The 22,678-nt window shown below is 57.8% G+C and carries 21 protein-coding genes and 1 pseudogene; 15 read left to right on the forward strand and 7 right to left on the reverse strand.

The window, feature by feature from the left end; translation table 11 throughout:
* The 5 genes and pseudogenes from B5F39_RS03230 to B5F39_RS03260 form a co-directional block, all read left to right on the forward strand.
* A partial coding sequence (locus B5F39_RS03230; RefSeq protein ID WP_087367049.1) for a citrate lyase subunit alpha occupies positions 1-129 on the forward strand: 129 nt, incomplete at its 5' end.
* A 990-nt stretch (positions 130-1,119) separates the two neighbouring features.
* Entirely contained in the window at positions 1,120-1,410 is a 291-nt protein-coding gene (locus B5F39_RS03245; RefSeq protein ID WP_087363831.1) for a transposase, read from the forward strand.
* A 35-nt stretch (positions 1,411-1,445) separates the two neighbouring features.
* Positions 1,446-2,306 carry an IS3 family transposase gene (locus tag B5F39_RS03250; RefSeq protein ID WP_239391093.1) on the forward strand — a complete coding sequence of 287 codons (861 nt, stop codon included), beginning with the start codon at positions 1,446-1,448 and terminating at the stop codon, positions 2,304-2,306.
* A gap of 31 nt (positions 2,307-2,337) precedes the next feature.
* Positions 2,338-2,982 (forward strand): annotated as a pseudogene (locus tag B5F39_RS03255) (IS256 family transposase); the annotation flags it as partial.
* A gap of 130 nt (positions 2,983-3,112) precedes the next feature.
* Positions 3,113-3,562, forward strand: a complete 450-nt coding sequence (locus tag B5F39_RS03260) for a branched-chain amino acid ABC transporter permease (protein ID WP_255376005.1) — start codon at positions 3,113-3,115, stop codon at positions 3,560-3,562.
* Positions 3,563-3,871: 309 nt separating this feature from the next.
* Here the strand turns inward: B5F39_RS03260 and B5F39_RS03265 are convergent, their stop codons facing one another.
* Both B5F39_RS03265 and B5F39_RS03270 read right to left on the reverse strand, forming a co-directional pair.
* Complete coding sequence (locus B5F39_RS03265; RefSeq protein ID WP_087364362.1) at positions 3,872-5,617, reverse strand: PEP/pyruvate-binding domain-containing protein; 1,746 nt, start codon at positions 5,615-5,617, stop codon at positions 3,872-3,874.
* A complete protein-coding gene (locus B5F39_RS03270; protein ID WP_087363843.1) occupies positions 5,614-7,350 on the reverse strand; it encodes a PEP/pyruvate-binding domain-containing protein in 1,737 nt (578 codons plus the stop codon). The genes B5F39_RS03265 and B5F39_RS03270 overlap by 4 nt, the downstream gene beginning before the upstream one ends.
* 239 nt (positions 7,351-7,589) lie before the next feature.
* Between B5F39_RS03270 and ppk1 the strand changes: the two genes are divergently transcribed.
* Together ppk1 and B5F39_RS03280 are read left to right on the forward strand one after the other, a co-directional pair.
* On the forward strand, positions 7,590-9,671 hold the full coding sequence (gene ppk1, locus B5F39_RS03275; RefSeq protein WP_204245024.1) for a polyphosphate kinase 1: 2,082 nt from the start codon (positions 7,590-7,592) through the stop codon (positions 9,669-9,671).
* Positions 9,668-10,570: a hypothetical protein gene (locus tag B5F39_RS03280; protein WP_087363846.1), complete on the forward strand. Its 903-nt coding sequence runs from the start codon at positions 9,668-9,670 to the stop codon at positions 10,568-10,570. Before ppk1 ends, B5F39_RS03280 begins: the two co-directional genes overlap by 4 nt.
* 85 nt (positions 10,571-10,655) lie before the next feature.
* Here the strand turns inward: B5F39_RS03280 and mscL are convergent, their stop codons facing one another.
* The 3 genes from mscL to ftsZ all read right to left on the reverse strand — a co-directional run bounded on the left by mscL (position 10,656) and on the right by ftsZ (position 13,922).
* Positions 10,656-11,096: a large conductance mechanosensitive channel protein MscL gene (gene mscL, locus B5F39_RS03285; protein WP_087363849.1), complete on the reverse strand. Its 441-nt coding sequence runs from the start codon at positions 11,094-11,096 to the stop codon at positions 10,656-10,658.
* A gap of 731 nt (positions 11,097-11,827) precedes the next feature.
* On the reverse strand, positions 11,828-12,328 hold the full coding sequence (locus tag B5F39_RS03290) for a putative metallopeptidase (RefSeq protein ID WP_087363853.1): 501 nt from the start codon (positions 12,326-12,328) through the stop codon (positions 11,828-11,830).
* Positions 12,329-12,677: 349 nt separating this feature from the next.
* A complete protein-coding gene (gene ftsZ / locus B5F39_RS03295; RefSeq protein ID WP_087364366.1) occupies positions 12,678-13,922 on the reverse strand; it encodes a cell division protein FtsZ in 1,245 nt (414 codons plus the stop codon).
* Between the two features lie 152 nt (positions 13,923-14,074).
* On the opposite strand from ftsZ, the gene B5F39_RS03300 reads away from it, so the two are divergent.
* Positions 14,075-15,184: an AI-2E family transporter gene (locus tag B5F39_RS03300; protein ID WP_087363856.1), complete on the forward strand. Its 1,110-nt coding sequence runs from the start codon at positions 14,075-14,077 to the stop codon at positions 15,182-15,184.
* Positions 15,185-15,190: 6 nt separating this feature from the next.
* Positions 15,191-15,745, forward strand: a complete 555-nt coding sequence (locus B5F39_RS03305) for a manganese efflux pump MntP family protein (RefSeq protein WP_087363860.1) — start codon at positions 15,191-15,193, stop codon at positions 15,743-15,745.
* Positions 15,746-16,047: 302 nt separating this feature from the next.
* Here B5F39_RS03305 and B5F39_RS03310 read toward each other — a convergent pair whose 3' ends face one another.
* Complete coding sequence (locus B5F39_RS03310) at positions 16,048-16,542, reverse strand: methylated-DNA--[protein]-cysteine S-methyltransferase (RefSeq protein ID WP_087363862.1); 495 nt, start codon at positions 16,540-16,542, stop codon at positions 16,048-16,050.
* Positions 16,543-16,913: 371 nt separating this feature from the next.
* On the opposite strand from B5F39_RS03310, the gene B5F39_RS03315 reads away from it, so the two are divergent.
* The 3 genes from B5F39_RS03315 (at position 16,914) to B5F39_RS03325 (ending at position 19,790) form a co-directional block, all read left to right on the forward strand.
* Complete coding sequence (locus B5F39_RS03315) at positions 16,914-17,852, forward strand: M14 family metallopeptidase (protein WP_087363865.1); 939 nt, start codon at positions 16,914-16,916, stop codon at positions 17,850-17,852.
* Positions 17,853-18,087: 235 nt separating this feature from the next.
* On the forward strand, positions 18,088-19,140 hold the full coding sequence (locus tag B5F39_RS03320; RefSeq protein WP_087363868.1) for an inorganic phosphate transporter: 1,053 nt from the start codon (positions 18,088-18,090) through the stop codon (positions 19,138-19,140).
* A 26-nt stretch (positions 19,141-19,166) separates the two neighbouring features.
* On the forward strand, positions 19,167-19,790 hold the full coding sequence (locus B5F39_RS03325) for a DUF47 family protein (protein ID WP_087363871.1): 624 nt from the start codon (positions 19,167-19,169) through the stop codon (positions 19,788-19,790).
* Positions 19,791-20,060: 270 nt separating this feature from the next.
* Here B5F39_RS03325 and B5F39_RS03330 read toward each other — a convergent pair whose 3' ends face one another.
* Positions 20,061-21,038 (reverse strand): AraC family transcriptional regulator, encoded by a 978-nt coding sequence (locus B5F39_RS03330; RefSeq protein WP_087363874.1) that lies wholly within the window; start codon positions 21,036-21,038, stop codon positions 20,061-20,063.
* A 144-nt stretch (positions 21,039-21,182) separates the two neighbouring features.
* Between B5F39_RS03330 and B5F39_RS03335 the strand changes: the two genes are divergently transcribed.
* The 3 genes from B5F39_RS03335 to B5F39_RS03345 are packed head-to-tail and all read left to right on the forward strand — an operon-like array spanning position 21,183 to position 22,656.
* Positions 21,183-21,641, forward strand: coding sequence for a rhodanese-like domain-containing protein (locus B5F39_RS03335; RefSeq protein ID WP_143330643.1), 459 nt, complete (start codon positions 21,183-21,185; stop codon positions 21,639-21,641).
* 48 nt (positions 21,642-21,689) lie between these two features.
* The gene (locus B5F39_RS03340) at positions 21,690-22,283 is read left to right on the forward strand and encodes a sugar O-acetyltransferase (RefSeq protein WP_087363876.1); all 594 of its coding nucleotides are present in this window, start codon (positions 21,690-21,692) and stop codon (positions 22,281-22,283) included.
* Entirely contained in the window at positions 22,267-22,656 is a 390-nt protein-coding gene (locus B5F39_RS03345) for a MerR family DNA-binding transcriptional regulator (protein ID WP_087363879.1), read from the forward strand. Before B5F39_RS03340 ends, B5F39_RS03345 begins: the two co-directional genes overlap by 17 nt.
* The last annotated feature ends 22 nt before the right edge of the window (positions 22,657-22,678 follow it).

A 22,678-nucleotide genomic window follows, 5' to 3' on the forward strand; every position in this document is an offset into this window, starting at 1 on the left:
GAGCTTGCCGCGCGCGCGAGGAAAATGTCCGGCCCGACAGACCCCGTAGCGACGACCGACAGAATAATCGGCGTCGTCGAATGGCGCGACGGCACCGTCATCGATGTCGTGAGACAGCTCAAAAAGTAAAAAAGTCCGAAAAAACGAGACAATCAGAACCACCGGCTAAAAAAGTGAAGTGAAGTGAAGCGAGTCTCATAACCTAGACAAATTTAAATAAGCCCTCCAAGTATGACAACGCTTAAAATTGAAGTAATACAAGGAGGGCTTATTCTATGGGCAAAAGAAATACTGAAAAACGAATCTAGGCGATTGATCTTCACAAGCAGGGATTTTCCAGAAAACAGATTGCGGAACAGCTCGGTGTGAGCCTAGATTCAATTAAAACGTGGACGGCTATGTACCCAAACGACCAGAAAGGCCTGCTGGCGGACAGGCCCAATTCGAAGACTTACAGCCGAGAGCAGAAGTTGGATGCTGTGCAGGCACATATCCGAGACGGCAGGACGATAGCAGAAGTAACGGCGTCATACGGCATATCAGATCCATCTATCTTAAAACGATGGTGCCACGAATACCGCGAGACAGGCTGTGTATCATCTTCCCGCCGCGGACGGCCTGCCAGCAAATCACGGGCAGACGACCCCGCCAAGAGGATCCGTGAGCTTGAAATGCAGGTAGATATATTAAAAAAGTATTGGAATTGCAAAGGAGGGGATAACACAGGAGAACAAATACAGAATCATATCAGAACTTACTGGCAAATATCCCGTAACGGCAATGTGCAGATACTTGTCCGTGGCGCGTTCCTCATATTACTACTGGATCGGCAGCAATGACAGTAACGGCGATAAAGACGCGCCGCTGATAGAATCGATCAGAGATGGACAGAGTGTAAGTCATGGCACATATGGATATAGAAGAATGACCATATGGCTCAGCCGGACATACGGAATTACAGTCAACAATAAACGAGTAAGGCGCATTATGAAAAAGGCCTGGCTTCAGTCTGCCGTTAGGAGGAGAAAGAAGAAGTTGGACTGCTATCATAAAAGTTGAGTCCTATAGTGCAAGGACGAAGGGTAAAATGACAACAATAAACAATAAGGAGGACTCGGCATGGCAAAAAAGTATACAGCAGAGGAGCGCTGTGAGGCGCTGAAACTGGCGGGAGAGATCGGTGCAGCATCAGCGGCGAGGAGGCTTGGTATCAACGTGGATACTATGTACAGCTGGCGGACTCGGGAGAAAGAACAGGCCGCCGTACTGGATGCCGCCATAGGAGGCCGGAGCGAAGCCGATCTTGTCAAGGAGAATAAAGAGCTCATGGAGCAGCTGAGGCAGGCGCGGCAGGATGTGGAGATCCTCAAGGAGGCGCTTGGTTTTTTCGCCAAGAGCCGGAGGCCGTAACCCCAAACCGGAAACACTGCTTCATCCGGACACATCTGGGCCGGTGGCCTACGGCAGTAATGTGCCGGGCGCTTGGCGTCAGCGAACAGGGATACTACCGCTCCCTCCGGCGGCCGGAAAAGGGCCGGCATGATAGGCGGCTCTTACAGCAGATATATGAGTGCCTTCGCGAGGATGAAGAGAACGGCGACAACTACGGCGTCAGGCGTATCACCGCCTGGCTCAGGCTGCACCGAGGCTATACCGGCGGCAGCCTGAGGATATACGGCATTTGCCATGAGCACGGCCTGGTCCTACGTCCCAAACGCAGCTCCAAGGGGGTCACGAAAGCCGACAGGCAGGCTGAAAAGTCTGAAAACCTCATCAAACGCGATTTCACGGCCTCAAAACTGAACACAAAGCTTCTGACAGACATCACAGAGATCCCGTGCCGCGGCGGAAAACTCTACCTCGCAGCGGTATTGGACTGCTTCGACGGCAGCATACAAGGCCTTCACATGGACGACAACATGAGGGCCGGGCTATGCGAACAAGCCCTGGAAAACGTCTGCCGCAGCAACGACGTGGCAGGGGCACTCATCCATTCCGACCGTGGCAGCCAATTCACCGGCCATACATTCCGCGCAGCCCTTACGCGTCACAAACTCATCCAGAGCATGAGCGGCGTCGGCCGCTGCTATGACAACGCCAGAATGGAGAGCTTCTTCGCCACGCTGAAAAAAGAGAAACTTTATCGAATTGATACAGCCATGATGGAACGTGAAGAAGTGAAGAGCGTGGTATTCCGCTATATCCATTACTACAACCTGCGCCGCATTTCATCCATCACCGGAGGCCTGCCCCCGCTGGTGTTCAGAGAGCGGTTTATGCGCTCGACCTGCCAGGAAGCAGCGTAGCTATGAACAACAGCAAAAATCCCTTGCATATGTGGACTCAACTGTTATTGACAACTCCAAAGTCCGTTCAGGCGGCAGAGTCGTGAGCATGGCGGTGTTGGTGATATGCGGAGTCAATGAAGAGGGGCGCAGGGAAATACTTGCTGTAGAACCAATGGCGGAAGAGTCGGAAGCGTCGTACACCGAAGTATTCAGGAAGCTGAAAGAACGCGGTATTGGTACGCCCAAGCTGGTCGTCTCAGACGCGCACAGCGGGCTGGTTTCGGCGATACGCCGGGAATTTCCCGGGGCGTCGTGGCAGAGATGCAAAGTACATTTCATGAGAAACATACTGGCTCACGTGCCGCAAAAAGGCAAAGAAACGTTTGCTGCGGAACTCAAAGAAATATGGCAGGCGCCCGACGGCGGGGAAGCGAGAAAAAGGGCTGAAGAATTTATCGCAAAGTATGAGAAGAAATATCCCAACGCGATAAAGTGTCTGGAGGACGGGCTTGAAGATTCCTTGTCCTACTACGCCTTTCCACAGACAGAGGCAAAGAAAATATCGTCGACAAATATGCTGGAACGGCTGAACAGGGAGATACGTAGGAGAACGAGAGTCGTAGGGATATTCCCGAACGAGGGTTCGTACACGAGACTCGTTACGATGCACCTGATAGAGTATTCGGAAGACTGGTCGGTAAACAGAAACGGATATTTCGGTCCAGGTTCGATACAAGCCATGTTGACGCAAGCCGGTGTATGAACGCGAGGCATATTTGTACTGAAAACAGATGTTTTTGCGAACATAGCTTGACACTAGGGGAGTGCCTCGTCCGTCGCCGATAAATATTCTTGGGCTTAACATAGTTTTTGAGTCGCGTATGCAGTATTACTATCTCGGTCTTGTGTTCGTTGCCGTCGTCGCGGCTTTTTTCTACCGCATTACGACGTTAAGGCTGGGCGATAATCTGATCGGCGTGCGCGGGAACGAAGAGCTTGCGGAATCGCTTGGCATTGACACTATGAAAAACAAGGTTTTTGCATTCACTGTCGGCGGCATGCTTGCTGGATTTGCCGGTTCTTTCTATGCGCACTACATTTTGTTTATAAGCCCGGTTACTTTTACTATCACAGAGTCTATCAACATTCTGGTTATGGTAATTTTTGGCGGAATGAGCACGATGCTCGGGCCGATTCTTGGTGCGATGGCTCTGACTGTGTTGCCGGAATTTTTGCGGACGGCAGGAGCGTTGAGGCACGTTATAGCGGATTAACTAAAACAGCAAACATTTATGTATGTCATTTCGGCAATCTTTTGGCTGGAGTCTCCATCCATAACACCGCAGCTGGATAGAACGGAATAGACGTGAAAGGCTGTTGAGTACTGAATGGAGGCTCCGCCTCACTGCGGGGCGATGTGCTTAAAAGAAGTGAATCGGGGATGTCTGTGAAGGGGCAGCTTGGAGAACTGGCGCAGAAATAAACGGCTTCCAATAAAAATTTGACAGATTTTTTCTAGCATAAGAAGCGGGGCGTTTTCACTAAGAAAACGCCCCGCTTCTTACTGTCTTATCCTATTTAGCCTATTTCACGTTTGCGCTTTTCTCCACTATAACCCCTCTGTTCTTCTCGCCGTCCATGTAGGCGGCGAAGTCGCCTTTGTAGACTCTTATGGTGTCGTTGCCCCAGGGGGTCCAGGGAGTGCGTTCGAACCATTTTAGGTTGAAGATGTTGCGGTCTTCGCCGGCGAAGACGGGCATGTAGAGTACGCCGTCCACCTCGAGGTCGGAGAAGAAGTGCGTGCCGTAGGAGAGTTCGGGCATGTAGCCGAGGCGCGGGATGCCGAGTTCGACCATGCCGCGGCAGTTGGTGAGCTCGCTGTACTGCACCGGGACGCCGAGTTCGGGGTTGCTTGAGCCGATGCGTCCGGGCGCTACGAGTATGTACGGCTCGCCGCCGGAGGCCTCGTTCAGCTCGCCTATGAGCCGCGCGGTGCCGTAGAAGTCGCGGCGCTCGAAGTAGAGGTTGTAGTCCACGTAGACGATTTTGTGTATGTCTGGGATCGCTCCGTGCGTGACCATGCGGTCGGCCTGGAGGATTATGCTTTTTTCGTCTATTTCGGGCATTCCCTCCATGTCGGAGGCGTTCGTCCAGAAGGGGCGCGACTGTATGAGGCAGAAGGAGTCTTCGGTCGGCTCGTAGGCGAATTCCATGTCGGCGGGGACGCCCATCTGCGCCTCGAGGAATTTCAGTATTTTTTTCGCGCGGCGGTAGAATATCGGGTATTTGCGCGGGAAGTTCTCGAAGGTGAAGCATATTTTGCTCCCGGGGCCGAGCTGCGCCATGTTCTTCATTATCGAGGTGAAGGCGCCTTCGCCGTCTTCGCGGCTGAAGAGCTGCGCGTAGGCGGAGAAGTCGGGGTGGTATTTGAGTAGCTGCTGCCATTCGTCGTTTATGTCGAGCGTCGTGAGGCTGTTCGGGTGCTGCGCGTCTATGACGTGGAAGTGTTCCTGCGCGATGCCCGATATTTTTTCGGGGGAGAAGCCCTCGGGGCGCAGTATCGGGTTGGTCAGCGAGACGGTGCGCGCGTAGCCGCGTTTCGTGCTCATGGTGCCGAGGCCGAATACCATGCGAACGAGGCCGTCGTCCTGACGCACGCGCGTCGTCCAGCGGCGGAAGTTCTGCGAGTAGCCGACGCCGCCCATGGTGGGGTAGTAGTATCGTCCTCGCCAGCGTCCCGCCATGCGGATGATTATTATCCCCATGTCGTCGCCGCCGAGCTTGTGGCGCTTTCTGTAGTCTTCTGCGGCGGGGAAGAATGTGCGCGAGTATATGCGGCGCACCTCGTCCTCGACGCCGCGCGCGCGCTCCTCGAGCGTGCCGGTGTTGTTGCCTAGGAAGGTGCTGAGGTACTTGCCCGCGAAGGAGTGCTTCACGTCGTCCTCGAGACGGCTGGAGCTCCTTATGACCACAGGGTCGTGCATGTCGGCGAGGAAGTTCCGTATATAGAGCGAAGCTTCCTCTGGCAGCGGCGTGCGCATGAAGGCGCACTCGATTTCGGACGGCTCGCCGCATTTGAGCAGGCTGTCGAGCGACGGCACGTTTTCGAGAAATTTATGAAATATTTCTATGCTAAGGTATATCGAGCGCGGCACTTTGACTCGGTTCATGTCCGGGTCGTCGCTGCCCCGCAGCCTGCGCAGCGCGAAGAGCAGCGACCGCCCCTTGCCTCCGATCGTCCCCTTGCCGCATATCATCGGCGCGAATTCGGGATCGTCGTGGGGCTGCCACGCGAAATATTCTTCCTTTGCCTTTTCGGCAGAGGTCATCGGCATTCACCTTCCCCGTCGGTTCTGTCTATAACAATTCCCGTTTCGGTGTCTCCGTCGAGGAGCACGTCGAAAAGACCCTCGTAGTGCCTTACGGCGGGGTGGGACGTCTTTTTCCATTTATGGCTCTCGAACCATTCCCTGTTGTAAACGTTGTTCTTCGCGCCGTCGAATACCGGCAGGTAGAGTATATTGTCGCAGTCGAGGTCGAGGAAGAAGTGCGTGCCGTAGGAGAGCTCGGGGGCCATGCCCTTCTGCGGTATGCCGAGCTCTACGAGGCAGCCTGAGTTGGACAGTTCGTCGTAGCGCACCGGGACGCCGAGCATCGGGTTCGAGCTTCCCCAGCGTCCGGGGCCGACGAGGATGTAGCGCTCTCCGTCCAGCTCGTCGTTCTCCTCGCCGACGGCGCGGGCCACGTCGGAGAAGTCGGCCTTTTTGCCGTATATCTCCGGGTCTACGTAGATTATGTGTTTCACGCCCTCGAGCCTGCCGTTGGCGACCATGCGGTCTCCGCGCAGAATCGTGCGCTCGAGCGGCACGTCGGGTATCTGTACGCGCCCCTTGTCGTCGTAGACGGAGAGCGGGCGCATCTGGACGAGCGTGAAGCGGTCGTCCGAGGCCTCGTAGGCGAATTCCATGTCCACGGGGAGCTGCAGCTCCTTTTCGAAGAGCGGCAGCAGCTTCCGTATGCGCGCGAAGAGCTTCGGACAGCGGCTCGGCAGCTCCGAGAATGTGAAGACGGGGCGCGGCGCGTTCATGTTGCTGGTGTCTGTGTGTATCCAGTGGAATGAGTTGTCGTCGAACCACTGGAGGTAGGTCTGCGCCATGCGGTGCTTTTTGATGATGTCTTTCACCGTGTAGGCGACGTGTTCGGAGGCGAAGCCCTGCTTCTCGAGGTCCACGTAGTCGTAGTGTTCCTGCGAGTGCGTAACTATCTCGTGCGGCTTCGTCCCCTCCGGGCGCAGATTCGGGTTCGTCAGGTAGAAGGTGCGCGCGTAGGCCCTGTCCACCGTGCGCGTGCCGAGGCCGAAGCATATGCGCACGACGCCGTCGTCCTTCTTTATGCGCGGCGACGGGCGGCGGAAGACCTTCGAGAAGGCCGTGCCGGCAAGCTCGGGATAGAACATCTTGCCGTACTGCCGTCCCGCGATGGGCTGGATCAGCACAGCCATCCGCTCTCCGCCCCATTTGATGCCGTGCTTGCGCTTATATTCGCGCGCGGCGGGGTTGTAGGTGGAGGCGTAGACCTCTTTTATAGCGGCTTCGAGCTGGCCGCGGCGCTGCTCGCGCGAGCCGGAGTTGGACGAGAAGCATGTCGCGTACTTGCCGGCGAAGGAGAGCTTCACGTCGTCTTCGAGCGTCGAGGACGAGCGCACGCAGAGCGGAGCCTGTATCAGGTCGAGAATTTTTTCGAGAGGCTCGTCGAGCGAGTGCGGCAGCTTCGCCTCGGCGCAGGCCTTGTAGATGATGGGGCCGTCCGTGTGCGCGCGCAGGTTTTCGAGCTTTTCCCAGAAGTTGTTGATCTCCATGAACTCGTTGAAAACCGAGGTCGTTATAACGAAGGAATAGTCCGGCAGATGCACGTCGTCCGACAGCCCGTTTTTCTCGAGGACGAAATTAGCGAAGGAAAGGCCCTTCGCCTTTCCGCCGATGCGTCCGTCGCCTATGAGCCAGCCGCGCTCCTCATAATAGGGGTAGGGGTCGAAGCTCTTGTAATACTCGCCGTAATCCATAAAAACACCCTCCTGCCTCCGGGCCTTCGCCGCGGGCCGAATCAAAACATATTTTTTTAATTATATAACTTTTTTAGGCGCTTTGGAGCGGCCTGCCGCGCATGAAGCCCGCCGGGCGCGGCGCGATTTTGTTACAAAACTGTAACAAACGTTTATGCAAAAATTGCACAACTCCGCCCGTTAGCTGTTAGTATTTATGCGGGATATAGTAACCTGACGAACTTACGGGGGAGAACGATATGATAATGAACAACAGAGAGCTGAGCTGGCTCGTTTTCAACGACCGCGTGCTCCAGGAGGCGCAGGACAAGAGCGTGCCGCTCATGCAGAGGCTCCGGTTCCTAGGCATATTTTCAAACAATCAGGACGAATTCATAAAGGTGCGCGTCGCGAAGCTCATCCGCCTCGGACAGCTCCGCGGCCTCAAGCCCTCGCAGCAGGCGAAGCGCCGCGAGGCCGTCGAAGTGCTGCCGCAGCTCTACGCGCGCATGGCTGAGTCGCAGGAGAAATTCGACGCCACATACAACAGCATCCTCGCCGAAATGGCGCAGGCCGGCATCAACGTCGTCAACGAAACGAAGCTCACCGAGGAACAGCAGAAATTCTGCCTCGACTATTACTCCTCGGTCGTCAGCGAGCGCATGGTGCCGTTCCTCGTGCGCAAGACGACGAAGATGCCCTTCCTCAGCGACGGCGCGATATACCTCGGCGTCAAAATGACGGGCGAAACGCCGAAAAGCACGCGCTACGCTATAGTGCAGATACCGGTCAGCAGCGCGTGCCCGCGCTTCGTGGAGCTGCCGCCTTCGGCCCCCGGCCGCCGCGACATAATCTACCTCGACGACATCATACGCCTCTGCCTGCACGAGATATTCTTCATGTTCAAGTACGATTCCATCAGCGCGCACACGCTGAGAGTCGTGCGCGACGCGCAGATAGACATGGACGACGACATCTCGAAGAGCCTGATGGAAAAGATGGAGGAGGGCATAGTCAACCGCAACTACGGCGACCCCGTGCGCATAATTTACGACAAGGAGATGCCGGAGGACCTTCTCTCGCTCATCGTCACCAAACTGACGGCTAAGAAGGGGCACGGCCCTTCGCTCGACCCTGGCCGCCGCTACCACCTCAAGCGCGACCTCATGAAATTCCCGCGCGTCCGCCCCGACCTCGAGGAAAAGCTTCCCGCGCCGCTGCGCCACCCGCTCATCAAGCCGTTCGCGAGCATCCTCGAAGTCGTATCCGGCCGCGACATAATGCTGCACTTCCCGTACCATACATTCAACCACGTCATAGACTTCCTGCGCGAAGCCGCGATAGACCCGAAGGTCGAGAGCATCTTCATCACGCTCTACCGCACCGCGGAGCACTCCAAGGTCATCAACGCGCTCATAGGCGCGGCGAAAAACGGCAAAAACGTCACCGTCGTCATGGAGCTGCTCGCGCGCTTCGACGAGGGGCAGAACATAGAATACGCCGACATCCTCCAGCGCGCCGGCGTGCGCGTCATTGACGGCGTGGCGGGGCTCAAAGTCCACTGCAAGCTCATACTCGTCGAGCGCCGCGAGCGCGGGGGCACGCGCGGCTACGCCTACGTCGGCACAGGCAACTTCAACGAATCGACGGCGAAGATATACTCCGACTTCGGCCTGCTCACCTGCCGCCGCGAAATAGTCGCCGACGCGCGCGGCGTATTCGACTTCATATCCTCGCACAGGCCGCTCGAATGCCGCGAGCTGCTCGTCGCGCCCTACAACATGCGCTCCTCCTTCGAAAAACTAATAGAAGACGAAATAAAGAACGCGAAAAAAGGCAAAGAAGCCTACATCAAGGCGAAATTCAACAGCCTCACCGACGAGGATATGATAAACTTGCTTTACAAGGCCAGCCGCGCCGGGGTAAAAATAAGCCTCATCGTGCGCGGCGCCTGCTGCCTCCAGCCGGGAGTGCCGGGCCAGAGCGAGAATATCCGCGTGATCAGCATCATCGACATCTACCTCGAGCATGCCCGCATGGCGATATTCTGCGCGGGAGGCCGCGAAAAGATATACATAATGAGCGCGGACTGGATGACGAGGAACCTCAGCCGCCGCATAGAGGTCGGCACGCCCGTCTACGACGAGGAGATACGCGGACAGCTCAGAAAAGTCTTCGAGCTCCAGTGGAACGACAACGTAAAAGCCAGAGACATGGAAGTATTCGGGGCCAACAACTACTCTTCGGGAAACGGCGGAAGCGAAAAATGCCGCTCGCAGCTCGCGCTCCACGAATTCTACAAAAAAGCGGCGGAGGAAGAAAAGGAAGAGAGCGCGAAATGAAAAACATGAACACCATCGCGGCGGTAGACATCGGAAGCAACGCCGTAAGATTCCTAATAAGCAATATCGAAGAAGATTCCGACAAAAAATGCCGTAAGGTAGCCTTCCTGCGCGTTCCCGTGCGCCTCGGCGAAGATGCCTTCACCAGCGGCGCCATAAGCCCCGAGCGCCGCTTCAAGCTCTGCGAGGCGATGCAGTCCTTCGAGCATCTGATGAAAGCCTTCGGCGTGCGTGCGTACCGCGCCTGCGCCACCAGCGCCATGCGCGAGGCCTCAAACGGAGCGGAGGTTATAGCCGAAATAAAAGAAAAAAGCGGCATCGACGTCGAGATAATCTCCGGCGAAAAGGAAGCCGAGATAATCTACGCGGCGGCCCAGCCGTTCATAGCTTCGTCCGGAGGCGGCGGAGAAAAGAACGCGCTCCACGTGGACGTCGGCGGCGGCAGCACCGAGGTCGTCGTCTACGCCGAGGGCCGCGTCGCCGAATCGCACTCCTTCCCGCTCGGCACCGTCCGCCTGCTCAACAAGGCCGTCTCCGGCGAGGAAAAGGACGCCTTCAAGGCCGAATTGCGCGAGATAGGCGGCAAATACTCGATACAGCGCATAATAGCCTCGGGCGGCAACATCAATAAGGCGCAGAAGCTGCTCAACAAGCGCGAGGGCGAGCCGGTAAGCTACATCGAGCTCAAGATGCTCTACGACATGCTCAAAAAAATGACCTTCGAAGAGCGCATCAAAAACTTCAAGCTCAATCCCTACCGCGCCGACGTCATCATCCCGGCGCTCAAAATATTCCTGACGATAAGCAAGCTCTGCGGCGCGCCGAACCTCATAGTCCCGCAGGTCGGCCTCGTAGACGGCATAATAGCCAAGCTTTACGCCGAAAGAGCCTGCCGCTGATCCCAACCCGCTAAAACCGCACAACGCAAGCCGCCGCGCCCAAAACGCGGCGGCTTTTTCGTTGTTTCTCTCTGTTGAGCCCGCTTTACAGCTCCGAGGTGCAGTGCGGGCATCGCGTCGCCTGTTCGGGGATTTCCGTGCAGCAGTAGGGGCAGAGGCGAGGGGCGGGCTTCGGCGGTTCGGGGGTGGGTTTGCGCAGTCTGTTGGCGAATTTCACGACGAGGAATATCGCCCACGCCTGTATGAGAAAGTTTATGACCGTGTTGACGAACACCCCGTAGGCTATTACCGGCAGGTTCTGCGCCTTCGCCTCCGCCAGCGTCGCGGCGGGCGTTCCGGAGAGGTTGATGAAGAGGTTTGAGAAGTCTATGCCGCCTGCGAGCAGCCCTATCGGCGGCATCAGTATATCGTTTACGAGCGACGTCACGATTTTTCCGAAGGCCGCGCCTATTATGACGCCGACCGCCATGTCCATAACGTTGCCGCGTACCGCGAATTCCTTAAATTCTTTGATCCATCCCGTCATGTCGCGCCTGTCTCCCGTCTTTTGGTTTATGTTCGGTTCCCGACGTTATTATAAGGTAAAAAGCCGCGGCGGTCACACGGCGTGCCGCTTTTGCTCCGCGTCCGACGTACGGTGAGACGGAGCGGGCTTCGCCGCGGCGTTTCTCGGCTGACGCGGCGTCCGGCGTCCTCGGATACCGCTGCGCAGCGCCGGTTTTAAGTTAAACGGCGCCGCATGACGGCCCATCGATGCGAAGCATGGGAATGAGCAAATCCATGCCGCCGGCTGTCTTTTATTTTCGCAGCGAGTATATAGGCCGCCGGGCGCGCGGCGCGGAAACGCGGAGCTCCCGGCTTGCGTCGGGAGCTCCGCGTTTCCTTAGGGTCGTATTGGCAGCAACGTTTCACAGATTTTCGCGTCGGGCTGCTTTTTTCCGCTTCGCGCAGCGCTTTGCAGGGCGCCGGCTTCGCCGGCAGCGCGGCGTTTCGCTTGTCTGCGCGCCCGACGCCGCGCTTCGCGCGGCGGGAGGGTCGGTCTCACGTCCTTTCTTTCGGATTTATCGGCGTTACTCGGTTCCTTCTATGGCTAACCCGAAGGCTTGGCCTTTCGGGGAGTTTCTTGCGCGCCCCGGCGGGTATAAAAATTACCTTCACTCGCCCGCCCTTTCTGGGTAAGAGTATAACGTGCGGGTGTGAAGGTATTGTGATAGTTTTATGAGGTTTATGTGGGTGAAATGTGTGTTTTTTGTGGCGCTACTGTCCGTCGTGTATCTCCTCGTAGTAGGTTCCCATGAGCTTTTTCCAGTCTACGTTGTCGTCGAGGAGGTTGGGGCACGTCGCGTCCGGGTAGAACCACTTGCGCCCGAGGCCCATGAGTATCTGCCACCAGTCGTGTACGTCGGGCGTGAGCAGCTCTCCCTCTGGGCCGATGCGGCGCAGCTCGCGGTAGACGAGCGCCACCATCTGGCTTTCGTCCATCGCAGCCGTGGTCTTGGCGTAGAACTCTATCATGTAGAAGTATGAACACGCGCCGAGCTGGTAGAGCAGCTCCGTCCATTTCGGCGAGATTTTCGTCGTTTTCGCCAGAGTCATCTGTTTTTTGCTTCCGGCGCTCTTGTGGTTCACGACAAAGAGTATTTTGTCCGGGTCTATGTGGTGTAGCTCGTCGTATTTCTTTATCAGGGCCTCCGCTATGGGCCTGATTTTGTTTGAGCATATTTCGTAGTCGAATTCCGCCTCTGTTCTCGCGGGCATTTTGTTTTATTCCTCCGTTTTCCGTGGGCTTCCGCAGTCTTTTCCTGCCGCTTTTCATTATACCATTACGGCGCGCCGGGCCGCGAGGAGGCATGGAAAGAGCATAAAAAGAGCGTTATTCTTTTGATTTTAACTGACCTTTAGCGCGCGCGGACTGACGGCGGAGGAGCCGTTAAGTCCCACGCGCGCTGACGGCCTGCGGTGCCGGATACACGCCGGGACGACGCGCATGGTCGGGCGCGGCGCTTTTGCCAGTGCGGCTGACGCCAGTTATAAAACGAGGGACGCACCGTTTTTCTTCGGCGCGTCCCTGTCGTTTTCGGTTTTGTTGATTTTTTCCGGCCTGCGGTTATTTTTTCAGCGAGCGGCCTTTTCTTTCGAAGGCGGGGCGTTCGTAGGCGTCGTAGGCGCTGCGGCGTCTGCCGGCGTAGGGCTCTTCGCTTTCGCTCTCTTCCTCTGCCGGGGCTTCTTCGAGCAGCCACGCGGGGGTGCGGACTTCGGCGTGCGGCGTGAGGTGTTCGCGCTGGGCCGGCGCTGCTTCAGGCTCCGGCGCTTCTGCGGCGCGCGCTCTCTCTTCGTGTCCGCCGCGTTCGGGAGCGGCGTTCTTTGCAGCCGCGCACTTAACGGCCCCGACTTCGTCGAAGCCGGCCGCGACGATTGTGACTTCGACTTCTTCTTCTATCGACGGGTCTTCGGCGCAGCCCCAGATGAAGTGCGCGTCGGGCGATTTCACGTCCTCGATGATGTCGGCCGCGAGCCCGACCTCGTAGAGCGCGAGCTCTTTTCTGTGCGTGATGTTCATAAGCACGCCCTTCGCCCCCTGCATGGAGCATTCCATGAGCGGGCTTTCGAGAGCCATGCGCACGGCCTTTTCCACGCAGTCCTCGCCGCTGGCGGCCCCGACGCCCATGACGGTGCGTCCCGCGCCGCGCATGACTGTGTTGAGGTCGGCGAAGTCCACGTTGACGAGGCCGGGGCGCGTAACGAGGTCTGTGACTCCCTGCACGGCCTGGCGCAGAACTTCATCGGCGAGCGAGAAGGATTCGGTCAGCGGCGTGTTTTTCTGCGCTATCTCGAGCAGCCTGTCGTTCGGCACGACGATGAGCGCGTCCACCTCGGGGAAGAGCTTTTCTATGCCCTCTTCGGCGTAGCGCCGGCGCCGCTTGCCTTCGAACGTGAACGGCTTCGTCACGACGGCGACTGTCAATATCCCCATTTCGCGCGCGGCGCGCGCTATGACCGGCATGGCCCCGGTCCCTGTGCCTCCGCCCATTCCCGCGGTAAGGTACACCATGTCGGCGCCTTTCATGTAGCGACGTATCTCGTCGAGCGATTCCTTCGCGGCGCGCTCGCCGACCTCCGGCATAGCTCCGGCGCCGAGCCCCTTCGTAACGCTTTCGCCGAGGACTATCTTCGACTCGCAGAGCGAGCTTCCGAGCGAGCGCACGTCGGTGTTGACGGCGAGGGTGTCCACGTCCTTCAGGCCGTGGGATATTATATGGTTGAGGGCGTTTCCGCCGCCCCCGCCCACCGCTATGACTTTTATGGCCTTGCGGAATATTTCCTGAGGCGCGGCCTCTTTCGTTTCCGCCATGTCTTCGTCCGACCGCCCGGAACGGGCTGGGCGGCCGATGTACTGTTCGTAATATGCAAATTCCTCTGCCGGCACGGAGCGACACACCTTCTTTGACTGTTGATGTATAATATTCCGTATGTTTTATTATAGCATCGAGAGGTGTTAATTTTATGGCTTCCGGCGGAGGATACGCCAATTTTTTCAGCGGCAACGTGCCGTTTATGATTTTCTTCGCGTTCTTCGCGCTTCTCGCGTGGGACATAACCTCGCCTATGGCTACGTCCATCATCTGGGCCGGGATGCTGTCGTTCGTGGCGTCGCCGCTGAACAGGAGGATTATGAAACTGCTGGGGAACGGACGCTATCCGAGCGCCGCCGCCGGGATAACTCTGACGGCGCTGCTGCTGCTCTGCTTCGTGCCGGTGCTTTGCGCGCTGTCCACGCTCGGCAGCGAGGTCGCGAGCCTCGGCAGGATATTCGCGCAGCTCTTCGTCAAGATACAGCACGTCGCTCACAACGGCGCTGCTATAGAATTCCCGGATTGGATGCCGAAGTGGATAGCCGATAACATCAGAAGCTTTATGGCGGACTCCGACTCGCTGCGCAGCGCCGCGCAGAACGTCGTGCAGTGGGCGACGCGCTTCCTCAGCTCCATATCGGCGCGGCTTATCGAGCAGGGCTCGTCGTTCCTGCTGAACTCGGTCATCACTCTTATGGTCTCTTTCTTCTTTATACGCGACGGCGAAAAGATAGTAAATTACGTCATGAGCGTAACGCCTCTTGAAGACGGCGAGAAGCAGCGTTTTTTCAGCCAAATTTCGGGGATTCTTAACTCCATAATATACGGTATAATTCTCACCGTCGCCGTCCAGGCCGTGCTCGGCGCGGTCGGCTGGTGGTTCGCCGGGCTCGGGAACCCCGTTTTCTTCGGGATGCTGATGTTCTTCTTCGGGATGTTCCCCGCGGGGACGGCGGTCGTCTGGGTGCCCGGGGCGATATATCTCGCCTTCACCGGCGACCTTAAGCACGCGGCTATCCTTTTTGTGTGGGGGGCCGCGATAGTCGGAACGATAGACAACCTGCTGCGCCCCTACCTGATAAGCGCGGGCGGCAGGGGCGGCGTCGAGATATCGACGCTCGTCATAATACTGGGGCTCTTCGGCGGCGTGATGAAGTGGGGATTTCTCGGCGTGTTCGTGGGGCCGTTGCTGCTGGTGCTCTTCATATCGGTCTGCGGCCTTTACAGAAAGCGCTGGCTCGAAAGTGTTGGAGGAAGATGATATTCGATGCTCGCAGAATTCATAGCAACCGCGGCCACCGGGGCTTCGCTCGCGATGGACGCCTTTTCCGTCTCGATCTGCATAGGCCTCTGCCATGACCGCATAAGCGCGAAGAACGTGCTCACCGTCGGCGGGGCCTTCGGCCTGTTCCAGTTCTTCATGCCGCTCGCGGGCGGCGTGATAGCTGGACGCCTTTCCGGATTTTTCAACTCATGGACGCCGTGGCTCGCCGCGGCGCTCATCGTCTGGGTCGCCGTGAATATGATACGCGAGGCCGGCAAGGAGGGCGAGGACTGCTCCATGACGATAACGCTCAAAAGCATGACCGTCCTCTCGTTCGCGACCTCGCTCGACGCGCTCGCCGTCGGCTTCTCGATAGAGAGCACAGGCGGCTCCGCTATGTCGCTCGCCGTGCTCGCCGGGATAATCACCTTCGCGCTCTCCGCGACGGGGACGCTCGTCGGCAAAAAGCTCGGCTCGCGCTTCGGCAGAAAGGCCGAATACGCCGGCGGCGCGGTGCTGCTCGCGATAGCTGCGCGCATAATCTGGCAGTCGCTGTAAAAGAGGCGCGAACTCGGCCGCGCGCCGCTGACGAATCAAACTCCGCGTATCCGCGCGGAGATTTTTTATGCGCGAAGGCCGCGCTTATCCAGGCCGCGGTGCAAATGACGGCGATAACGCGGCGAATTTAGAGGACGACATAACGCGGCCTTCCTGCGGATATTCCGCTAATGACGGAGAAAACTGCGTCCGCCCCTCGCCTTCACGCCTCCCCTTATAACGTTCGGTACGGAAATCCCTCGTGCCGCCGCGTTTCATCGGACGCGGGAAAATTCGTAAAACTCCGGCGCGCCGCCTGCTTATTAGCCCTCTTCCTGAGCGCCCGGCTGCTCCTCCACCGTCATCGCGGCCTCGAAGCGCAGCAGGAACGCCTTCACGTCCAGCCCCCCGCCGAAGCCGACAAGCCTCCCGTTGGAGCCTATGACCCTGTGGCACGGGATGATTATCGCTATCGGGTTACGGTTGTTGGCGAGCCCAACGGCGCGGAAAGCCTTAGGCGAACCGACGGCGCGCGCTATATCCGCGTATGTCGCCGTCCTTCCGTAGGGTATCTTGAGCAGCGCGTCCCAGCAGCGCAGCTGAAACGGCGTCCCCATCGGCGCGAGCGGAATATCGAAGCCGCGCCGGCTCCCGTCGAAATATTCCTCAAGCTGCCTCTTCGCCTCAAGCAGCGTCTGCGTCTCGCGAAAATTCAAATCCTCCGGCGCGGGACGTCCCTTCAGGAAACTCAGCCCGGTCAACCGCCCCCCCTCCTCGGAGAGCAGAAGGTTCCCGACCCCCTCAAAACACAATTTCATGAAATTTCTCACGCCGTCACCCGCATTTGTAAAATAATGTCAAATATTTATTTCTCTTTATTATATCAGCAGGCGCGCAAGTATGTAATACTCCGCTATTTTGGCAATAGCTGATTGACTTCTCTGGAAGATTTGTTAGACTATAGTAGTTTTCTTCGGACGAAAAATTTTTTCGTTATTATATGCGGCTTTCTCCTTTGAAACTGGCGCGGCAGCGTTAGAAATCAAACCAAAAGGAGAATTGTTATAAAAAAACCATTATTATCAGTCATCTGATAAGTTGTGGAAAGACACACGGAGACGGTCTGCGCCCGAGGAGGCGCCGGACGGAACGGCGGAAAGCACTGACAGAATAAAAGAGGTTGTTTGGAATGGGCGGTAAAAAAACAGAGATACTTCGGTTTGAGAGCGGCGACGGGCATGCGATCAACATCCCCGTCGCCGTCGTTGTCGGCGAGACGGGAGGCCCTGACGCGGTAATAACGTCCGGCATCCACGGCGGCGAATACGGCTCGATATTCGCCGCGCTGAAACTCTTCCGCGAGCTTTCGCCTGCGGACGTAAAAGGCAGCGTCAAATTCATCACGGTCTGCGACATGTCGGTGATCGAAGGGCGGCGCACTCACCTCTCGGCGGACGGCGAGAACCTCAACCGCAGCTTCCCCGGACGCGCGGGCGGCGGATACGCCCAGGCGCTCGCGGCGAAAATAATAGACGAGATAAAAGGTGCGGATTATCACATGGACCTGCATTGCTGTCAGCCTCTCTGTTCCTCTGTGCCGCTTTGTACCTACCACCGCGGACGCAGCGGCGCGCTCAACGACGGTTCGCACGAGATCGCCTACTATTACGGCCTGCCGAACATCGTAATAACGGAGAGCGAGGGACGCTGGCAGGACAAAGGCACATGCTACGCGAGCGTCTACGAGAACATCGGGATACCGTCGGCCCTCGTGCAGACCGGCACGCCGTGCGCCAACGACGACGAGAACACTCTGCGCCACATCGCGGGCATGAAGAACGTCCTCCGCCGCTTCGGAACGCTGAAGGGCGCGACGGCCGCGGTAGGCCGCCCGCAGATATACGAAAACATGGAATGGGTCTACGCGAAGAACTCCGGGCTGTACCGCCGCGTCGCGTCCGCCGGCGACAAAGTGCGCCGCGGTCAGATGATAGGTTACGTCATGGACTGCTTCGGCACGCCGGTGGAAAAAATACTCTCTCCGATAAACGGGCGCGTCCTCTTCCAGACGGAGAATTCCTCCGTCGCAAAGCATGGCTTCGTCGCCAGCGTCGGCGTGACGCGGTAGATGGAGGGGCGGGATGTGAAAGATACGCGCCGCGCTGACTGTATGGGCGGCGCGGTTTTTTGTGCCGGAGGAGCGCCTCTTTTGCCCGGCGCAACGGTTGATTTACATTGACGGAACGAATGTTTAATGTTATTGTTACAGTGCCGTAACCTGTGCCGCGCGTGACGGCGGCGGCGTTTTTTTAATCGAACGCGGCGACGGCGCTAAAAAATATAAACGGAAGCGAGCGTGTCGGATGGACGTATCGTTCTTGTACTTTGTGAAGGAAATGGGCTCAAGCGCGATTTTGACTCTCACAGTGCTTCTCACTCTCGGAGTCATCTTCGTCAACGGATGGACCGACGCACCCAACGCCATAGCCACATGTATAACGACGCGCTGCATGGAAGCGCGTTCCGCGATAATCACCAGCGCCATATTCAATTTTCTCGGCGTACTTGTAATGACGCATATAAACAGCTCCGTAGCCTCCACCATAAGCAATATGGTGGATTTCGGAGGAGATACCGGCGCCGCGCTGACTGCACTCTGCGCGGCGCTGTTTTCTATCGTCGTGTACAGCGTCGGCGCGTCGTATTTCGGCATACCGACGAGCGAGAGCCACAGCCTTATAGCGGGGCTGACCGGCGCGGCCTTCGCGATACAAAACGGCTTCGACGCGGTCAACATGGCCGAATGGGTCAAGGTCCTTTACGGCCTCGTACTGAGCCTTGCGCTCGGCTTTATCAGCGGCTGGTGCATGTGCCGCCTTATTACGATAATCTGCGCCGGCATGGACAGGCGCAAGACGAACGTATTTTTCAAATACGCGCAGATATTCGGCGCGGCGGCGATGAGCTTCATGCACGGCGCGCAGGACGGGCAGAAATTCATCGGCGTCCTCTTCCTCGGCATGGCGTTCTGCGGCGGCGAGACTAGCGTGGCCGGCGTTGCGATCCCGGTCTGGCTTATGCTGCTGTGCAGCACGGTTATGGGGCTCGGGACGAGCGTCGGCGGCGAGAAGATAATCCGTTCCGTCGGCATGGATATGGTGCGGCTGGAAAAATATCAGGGCTTCTCGGCTGACCTCGCGGCGGCCGCGTGCCTGCTGATTTCCAGCGTCTTCGGCATCCCCGTATCTACCACGCACACCAAGACGAGCGCGATAATGGGCGTCGGCGCGGTCATGCGCCTGTCTGCGATAAACTTCGGCGTCGTCAAGGATATGATGCTGACGTGGATATTCACCTTCCCGGGATGCGGCCTCATCAGCTACGCGATGGCGAAGCTCTTCATGGCTTTCTTATAATCCGTTAAAAGGAGAGACTGGACGATATGGGCAGAAAGCACGATTCATTCTATTTTGAGAACTTCACGACATGCGCGGATTTCGCGTGCCGCGCCGCTCACATGCTGCACGACGCGCTGAGCGATTTCGACCCGGACGACCTCGTCGCGCGGCTTGACGAGATACACAAGGAAGAACACGGGGCGGACGAGAAAAAGCACGAGCTGATGAACGTCCTCGCCCACGCCTTCATCACGCCTATAGAACGCGAGGATATAATCCAGCTCAGCCAGAATATAGACGAAATAACGGACAAGATAGAGGACGTGCTGCTGCGCGTCTACTGCAACAACATCCGCTCGATACGCCCGGACGCGCTCGAGCTTGTGGACGTCGTGATACGGAGCTGCGAGGAGACTAAGCACATGCTCGCGGAATTCGCGAACTTCCGCCACTCGAAGACGCTCCACACCCACATCGTGAACATCAACAACATGGAGGAGGAGGCCGACCGCCTCTTCATCGCGAGCCTGCGCGCGCTGCACACGACATGCGACGACCCCGTTGCGATAATTTCGTGGCGCGAGATTTACGTCTACCTGGAAAAATGCGTTGACGCCTGCGAGCACGTAGCCGATACGGTCGAAGGCGTCGTTATGAAAAATTCGTAGGATTTATTCATAGGATTTACAGGAATGGGAAAAACCCCCGCCGCAGGCGCGGCGGGATTTTTTATACTTTTCAGGCGCGGCGCAGCCTGTTGCGCGGCAAAGCGCGGCAAGCCTGTTGGGCCTTGTGCGCGGAGCATTGGAGGCGGCGTCGGGACCCAAAGGCCGCGGTTTCAGCCGCCGCGCTCGCATGTAGATTTTGACCGGCGGATTGTCTGAATGACATAAATGTTTGTTGTTTTAGCCGCACCGCGCGGCTTCCGCCGTACGCGCTTATGAGGACGGGCCGTTGTTTTTTTTCTTTGCGCGCATGTATTCTCTCGGCGGGCTTCCGAAATAGCTGCGGAAGGCTTTGTAGAAGTTGCTGCTGCTTCCGTAGCCGAGCATTCGCGCGATTTCTTCTACCGGGAGATCCGTACTTTCGAGCAAACTTGCCGCGCGCGTCATTCTCCGCTCCGTTGATATTTCCGAAAAAGTCCGCCCCGTCTCGCGTTTCAGCAGCCCCGATACGTAATTCGGATTGTACGAAAAATGTACCGCGACGGCTTTGAGCGACGCGCCGTCGGGATGCCCGGCTATGTAGCGTATTATTTTATCCGCCGTCCTTTCTCCGCCGGGCGCGCCGGGCGAGCGGCGATATTCGCGCGCGACGAGTATCATCAGGGCGAGCGTCAGCGACTTCAGCATTTCCTGCGTGTCCTCGCACGGGTACGCGTATTCCTCCGCCATCATCTCGAGAAGCGCCCGTACATGGCGCGTGTCGCCGAAGCGCAGATGTATGAAATCGCTCGCGTATTCGTCGGTCTCGGGCGTCAGAAAAAAGCGGAAGAGATTCGTGTCGGAGGAGAGCAGCGGCAGGAACGTCCTGAAAAATCTGTCTTTGCGTATCAGCACGCCGATAATGACGCTCTCCTCGCCGTCGGCGCGCAGCGCGTAGCCGGCATGCGGCTGCCCGATGTAGCACTCGTTCTCACGCACCGTGATCCGGTTGTCGCTGCGGCTGCTCAGCGCGCCGTAGTCGCCGCGGTAGGCGAAATCGAAAAAGAAAAAGTCCTGGCGGTGGAAGTCCACGTGAGCCCGCGGCCCCATGTGTACGCATATCATTATGTCCTCGTCCGGCGCTCCGGGCCATTCGTAGGTCTTTTCCCCCGGGCTTCCGGGCGGCGCGTCTATGTAGTATTTCCAGTCGCGTTTATCGAACTGTTCGCAGAGCTTTTTCAGAGCGCCCTCAAGTAAACCACCGCCGTCCATGCGCCTCACCTCCCGTAAAAAAATGAGAATTTGCCATATTATATATTAATATCTGGCGCTGATAACAGGCCGGGCCGGGCGCATAATCTTTCAAAAGGTATGCGCCCGGCATACAAAAAAGATAAAACGACGGAGGCTGAAGATATGAGAGAAATTTTTGACCGCGGCAGGACTGCGCGGACGGCGGGCGCGATAGCGGCGCTTCTGATGCTGGCGGCGCTGTTCGCGGCGTCCTGCGCCTGCGCCGCCGCGCCGGAACGGAGAGGCGCGGCGCTGACGCCGGAGGCCGCGTTGGAATACATGAAGAGCGCGGAGAATATCCTGATCGTGGACGTGGCGTCGAAAGCCAACTATGAGCGGAAACATTTCGACGGCGCGGTGAATATTCCGATAGAGGATTTGAGCGGCGCGGAGGAAGACGAGCTTTACAAGAAGCTCCCGGCGGGCCGCCCCGTGCTCATGCACTGCCGCCTCGGCATGATAGTGCCAGGAGCCTGCGAACGGCTGGCGGCTCTGCGCCCCGACATAACGGAGCTCTCGTATATAGACGGCGCGCCGCTCTTCGACGAATATAACGAATGGCTTGCGGAGCGCGGAAAATAGCCGGCGCGCCTCCGGCTTGCTGATCCGATTGAAATTGGAGGAAAGACTATGACTGAACTTGAAAAACTGGACGCGGGACTTGAATACGATTTTTACGACGAGGCGGTAAACGCGAGGAAGCTGCACGCGGCTGAGAAATGCGTCCGGCTCAATTCGATAAACCCGTCCGAGACGGAAGAGATAGAAAAGGCGGCGCGGGATCTGTTCGGCTCCGCCGGGCGCGGTTTGACGGTGCTTCCTGGATTCTGCTGCGACAACGGCAAAAATATCCGCGTCGGCGACGATTTCCTTGCGAACTACAACGTCACGATACTCGACATAGCGCCGGTAAAGATAGGCGCGCACGTGATGATAGGGCCGAACACGCTTATCACGACGGTGAACCATCCGCTTTCGCCCGCGAAACGCCGCCGCCACATCGGAATAGCGAAGCCCGTGACGATAGGCGACGATGTGTGGATAGGCGGCGGCTGCACGATACTGCCGGGCGTCACGATAGGGAACAACGTAGTGATAGCCGCCGGGGCCGTGGTCACGAAGGACGTGCCCTCCAACTGCGTCGCCGGCGGAGTCCCTGCGCGCGTGGTAAAAGAGATACCCGACGACGTGGACGGGCGCCGCTCCTGTGGCGGAGAACGATAGCCCGCGCGGCGCGGCGATAAGCGAGGCCGCGAGAAGGACCGGGCTCTCCGCCGACACGCTGAGATATTACGAGAGTATAGGCCTGCTGCCGCCTGTGGCGAGAGACAAGGGAGGGCGGCGTCTTTACGGGGACGATATGATCAGACGCGCCTCCTTTATAAAAGAGTGCCGCGGCTACGGGCTTTCGCTGAGCCGTATACTCGGCTGCCTGCCGCCGCGCCAGGACGGAGCTGCCGAAGCGGAGGCTGAGGCGGCGTTGCTATCCGAGGCGCGCGCCTCGACGGAAGCCATGATAGAGCTGCTTCGTATCCGCCTTGCAAGGATTGACGGCAGGCTGCGGCAGCTCGCCCGAGAACGCGGAGGGCGCGGATAGCTTTTATGCCTGCTTAGCCGCC

Source organism: Cloacibacillus sp. An23, from assembly GCF_002159945.1.
Classification (GTDB): Bacteria; Synergistota; Synergistia; order Synergistales; family Synergistaceae; genus Caccocola.

What these genes read in the sequence shown, in the direction of transcription:
- B5F39_RS03330 (WP_087363874.1), bottom strand. Translation starts at nt 21,038, where the DNA reads ATGGACGGCGGTGGTTTACTTGAGGGCGCTCTGAAAAAGCTCTGCGAA.
- B5F39_RS03325 (WP_087363871.1), top strand. Translation starts at nt 19,167, where the DNA reads ATGGGCAGAAAGCACGATTCATTCTATTTTGAGAACTTCACGACATGC.
- B5F39_RS03265 (WP_087364362.1), bottom strand. Translation starts at nt 5,617, where the DNA reads ATGACCTCTGCCGAAAAGGCAAAGGAAGAATATTTCGCGTGGCAGCCC.
- B5F39_RS03290 (WP_087363853.1), bottom strand. Translation starts at nt 12,328, where the DNA reads ATGCCCGCGAGAACAGAGGCGGAATTCGACTACGAAATATGCTCAAAC.
- B5F39_RS03305 (WP_087363860.1), top strand. Translation starts at nt 15,191, where the DNA reads ATGCTCGCAGAATTCATAGCAACCGCGGCCACCGGGGCTTCGCTCGCG.
- ppk1 (WP_204245024.1), top strand. Translation starts at nt 7,590, where the DNA reads ATGATAATGAACAACAGAGAGCTGAGCTGGCTCGTTTTCAACGACCGC.
- B5F39_RS03310 (WP_087363862.1), bottom strand. Translation starts at nt 16,542, where the DNA reads ATGAAATTGTGTTTTGAGGGGGTCGGGAACCTTCTGCTCTCCGAGGAG.
- B5F39_RS03245 (WP_087363831.1), top strand. Translation starts at nt 1,120, where the DNA reads ATGGCAAAAAAGTATACAGCAGAGGAGCGCTGTGAGGCGCTGAAACTG.
- B5F39_RS03340 (WP_087363876.1), top strand. Translation starts at nt 21,690, where the DNA reads ATGACTGAACTTGAAAAACTGGACGCGGGACTTGAATACGATTTTTAC.
- ftsZ (WP_087364366.1), bottom strand. Translation starts at nt 13,922, where the DNA reads ATGGCGGAAACGAAAGAGGCCGCGCCTCAGGAAATATTCCGCAAGGCC.
- B5F39_RS03300 (WP_087363856.1), top strand. Translation starts at nt 14,075, where the DNA reads ATGGCTTCCGGCGGAGGATACGCCAATTTTTTCAGCGGCAACGTGCCG.
- B5F39_RS03315 (WP_087363865.1), top strand. Translation starts at nt 16,914, where the DNA reads ATGGGCGGTAAAAAAACAGAGATACTTCGGTTTGAGAGCGGCGACGGG.
- B5F39_RS03280 (WP_087363846.1), top strand. Translation starts at nt 9,668, where the DNA reads ATGAAAAACATGAACACCATCGCGGCGGTAGACATCGGAAGCAACGCC.
- B5F39_RS03335 (WP_143330643.1), top strand. Translation starts at nt 21,183, where the DNA reads ATGAGAGAAATTTTTGACCGCGGCAGGACTGCGCGGACGGCGGGCGCG.
- B5F39_RS03320 (WP_087363868.1), top strand. Translation starts at nt 18,088, where the DNA reads ATGGACGTATCGTTCTTGTACTTTGTGAAGGAAATGGGCTCAAGCGCG.
- B5F39_RS03270 (WP_087363843.1), bottom strand. Translation starts at nt 7,350, where the DNA reads ATGGATTACGGCGAGTATTACAAGAGCTTCGACCCCTACCCCTATTAT.
- mscL (WP_087363849.1), bottom strand. Translation starts at nt 11,096, where the DNA reads ATGACGGGATGGATCAAAGAATTTAAGGAATTCGCGGTACGCGGCAAC.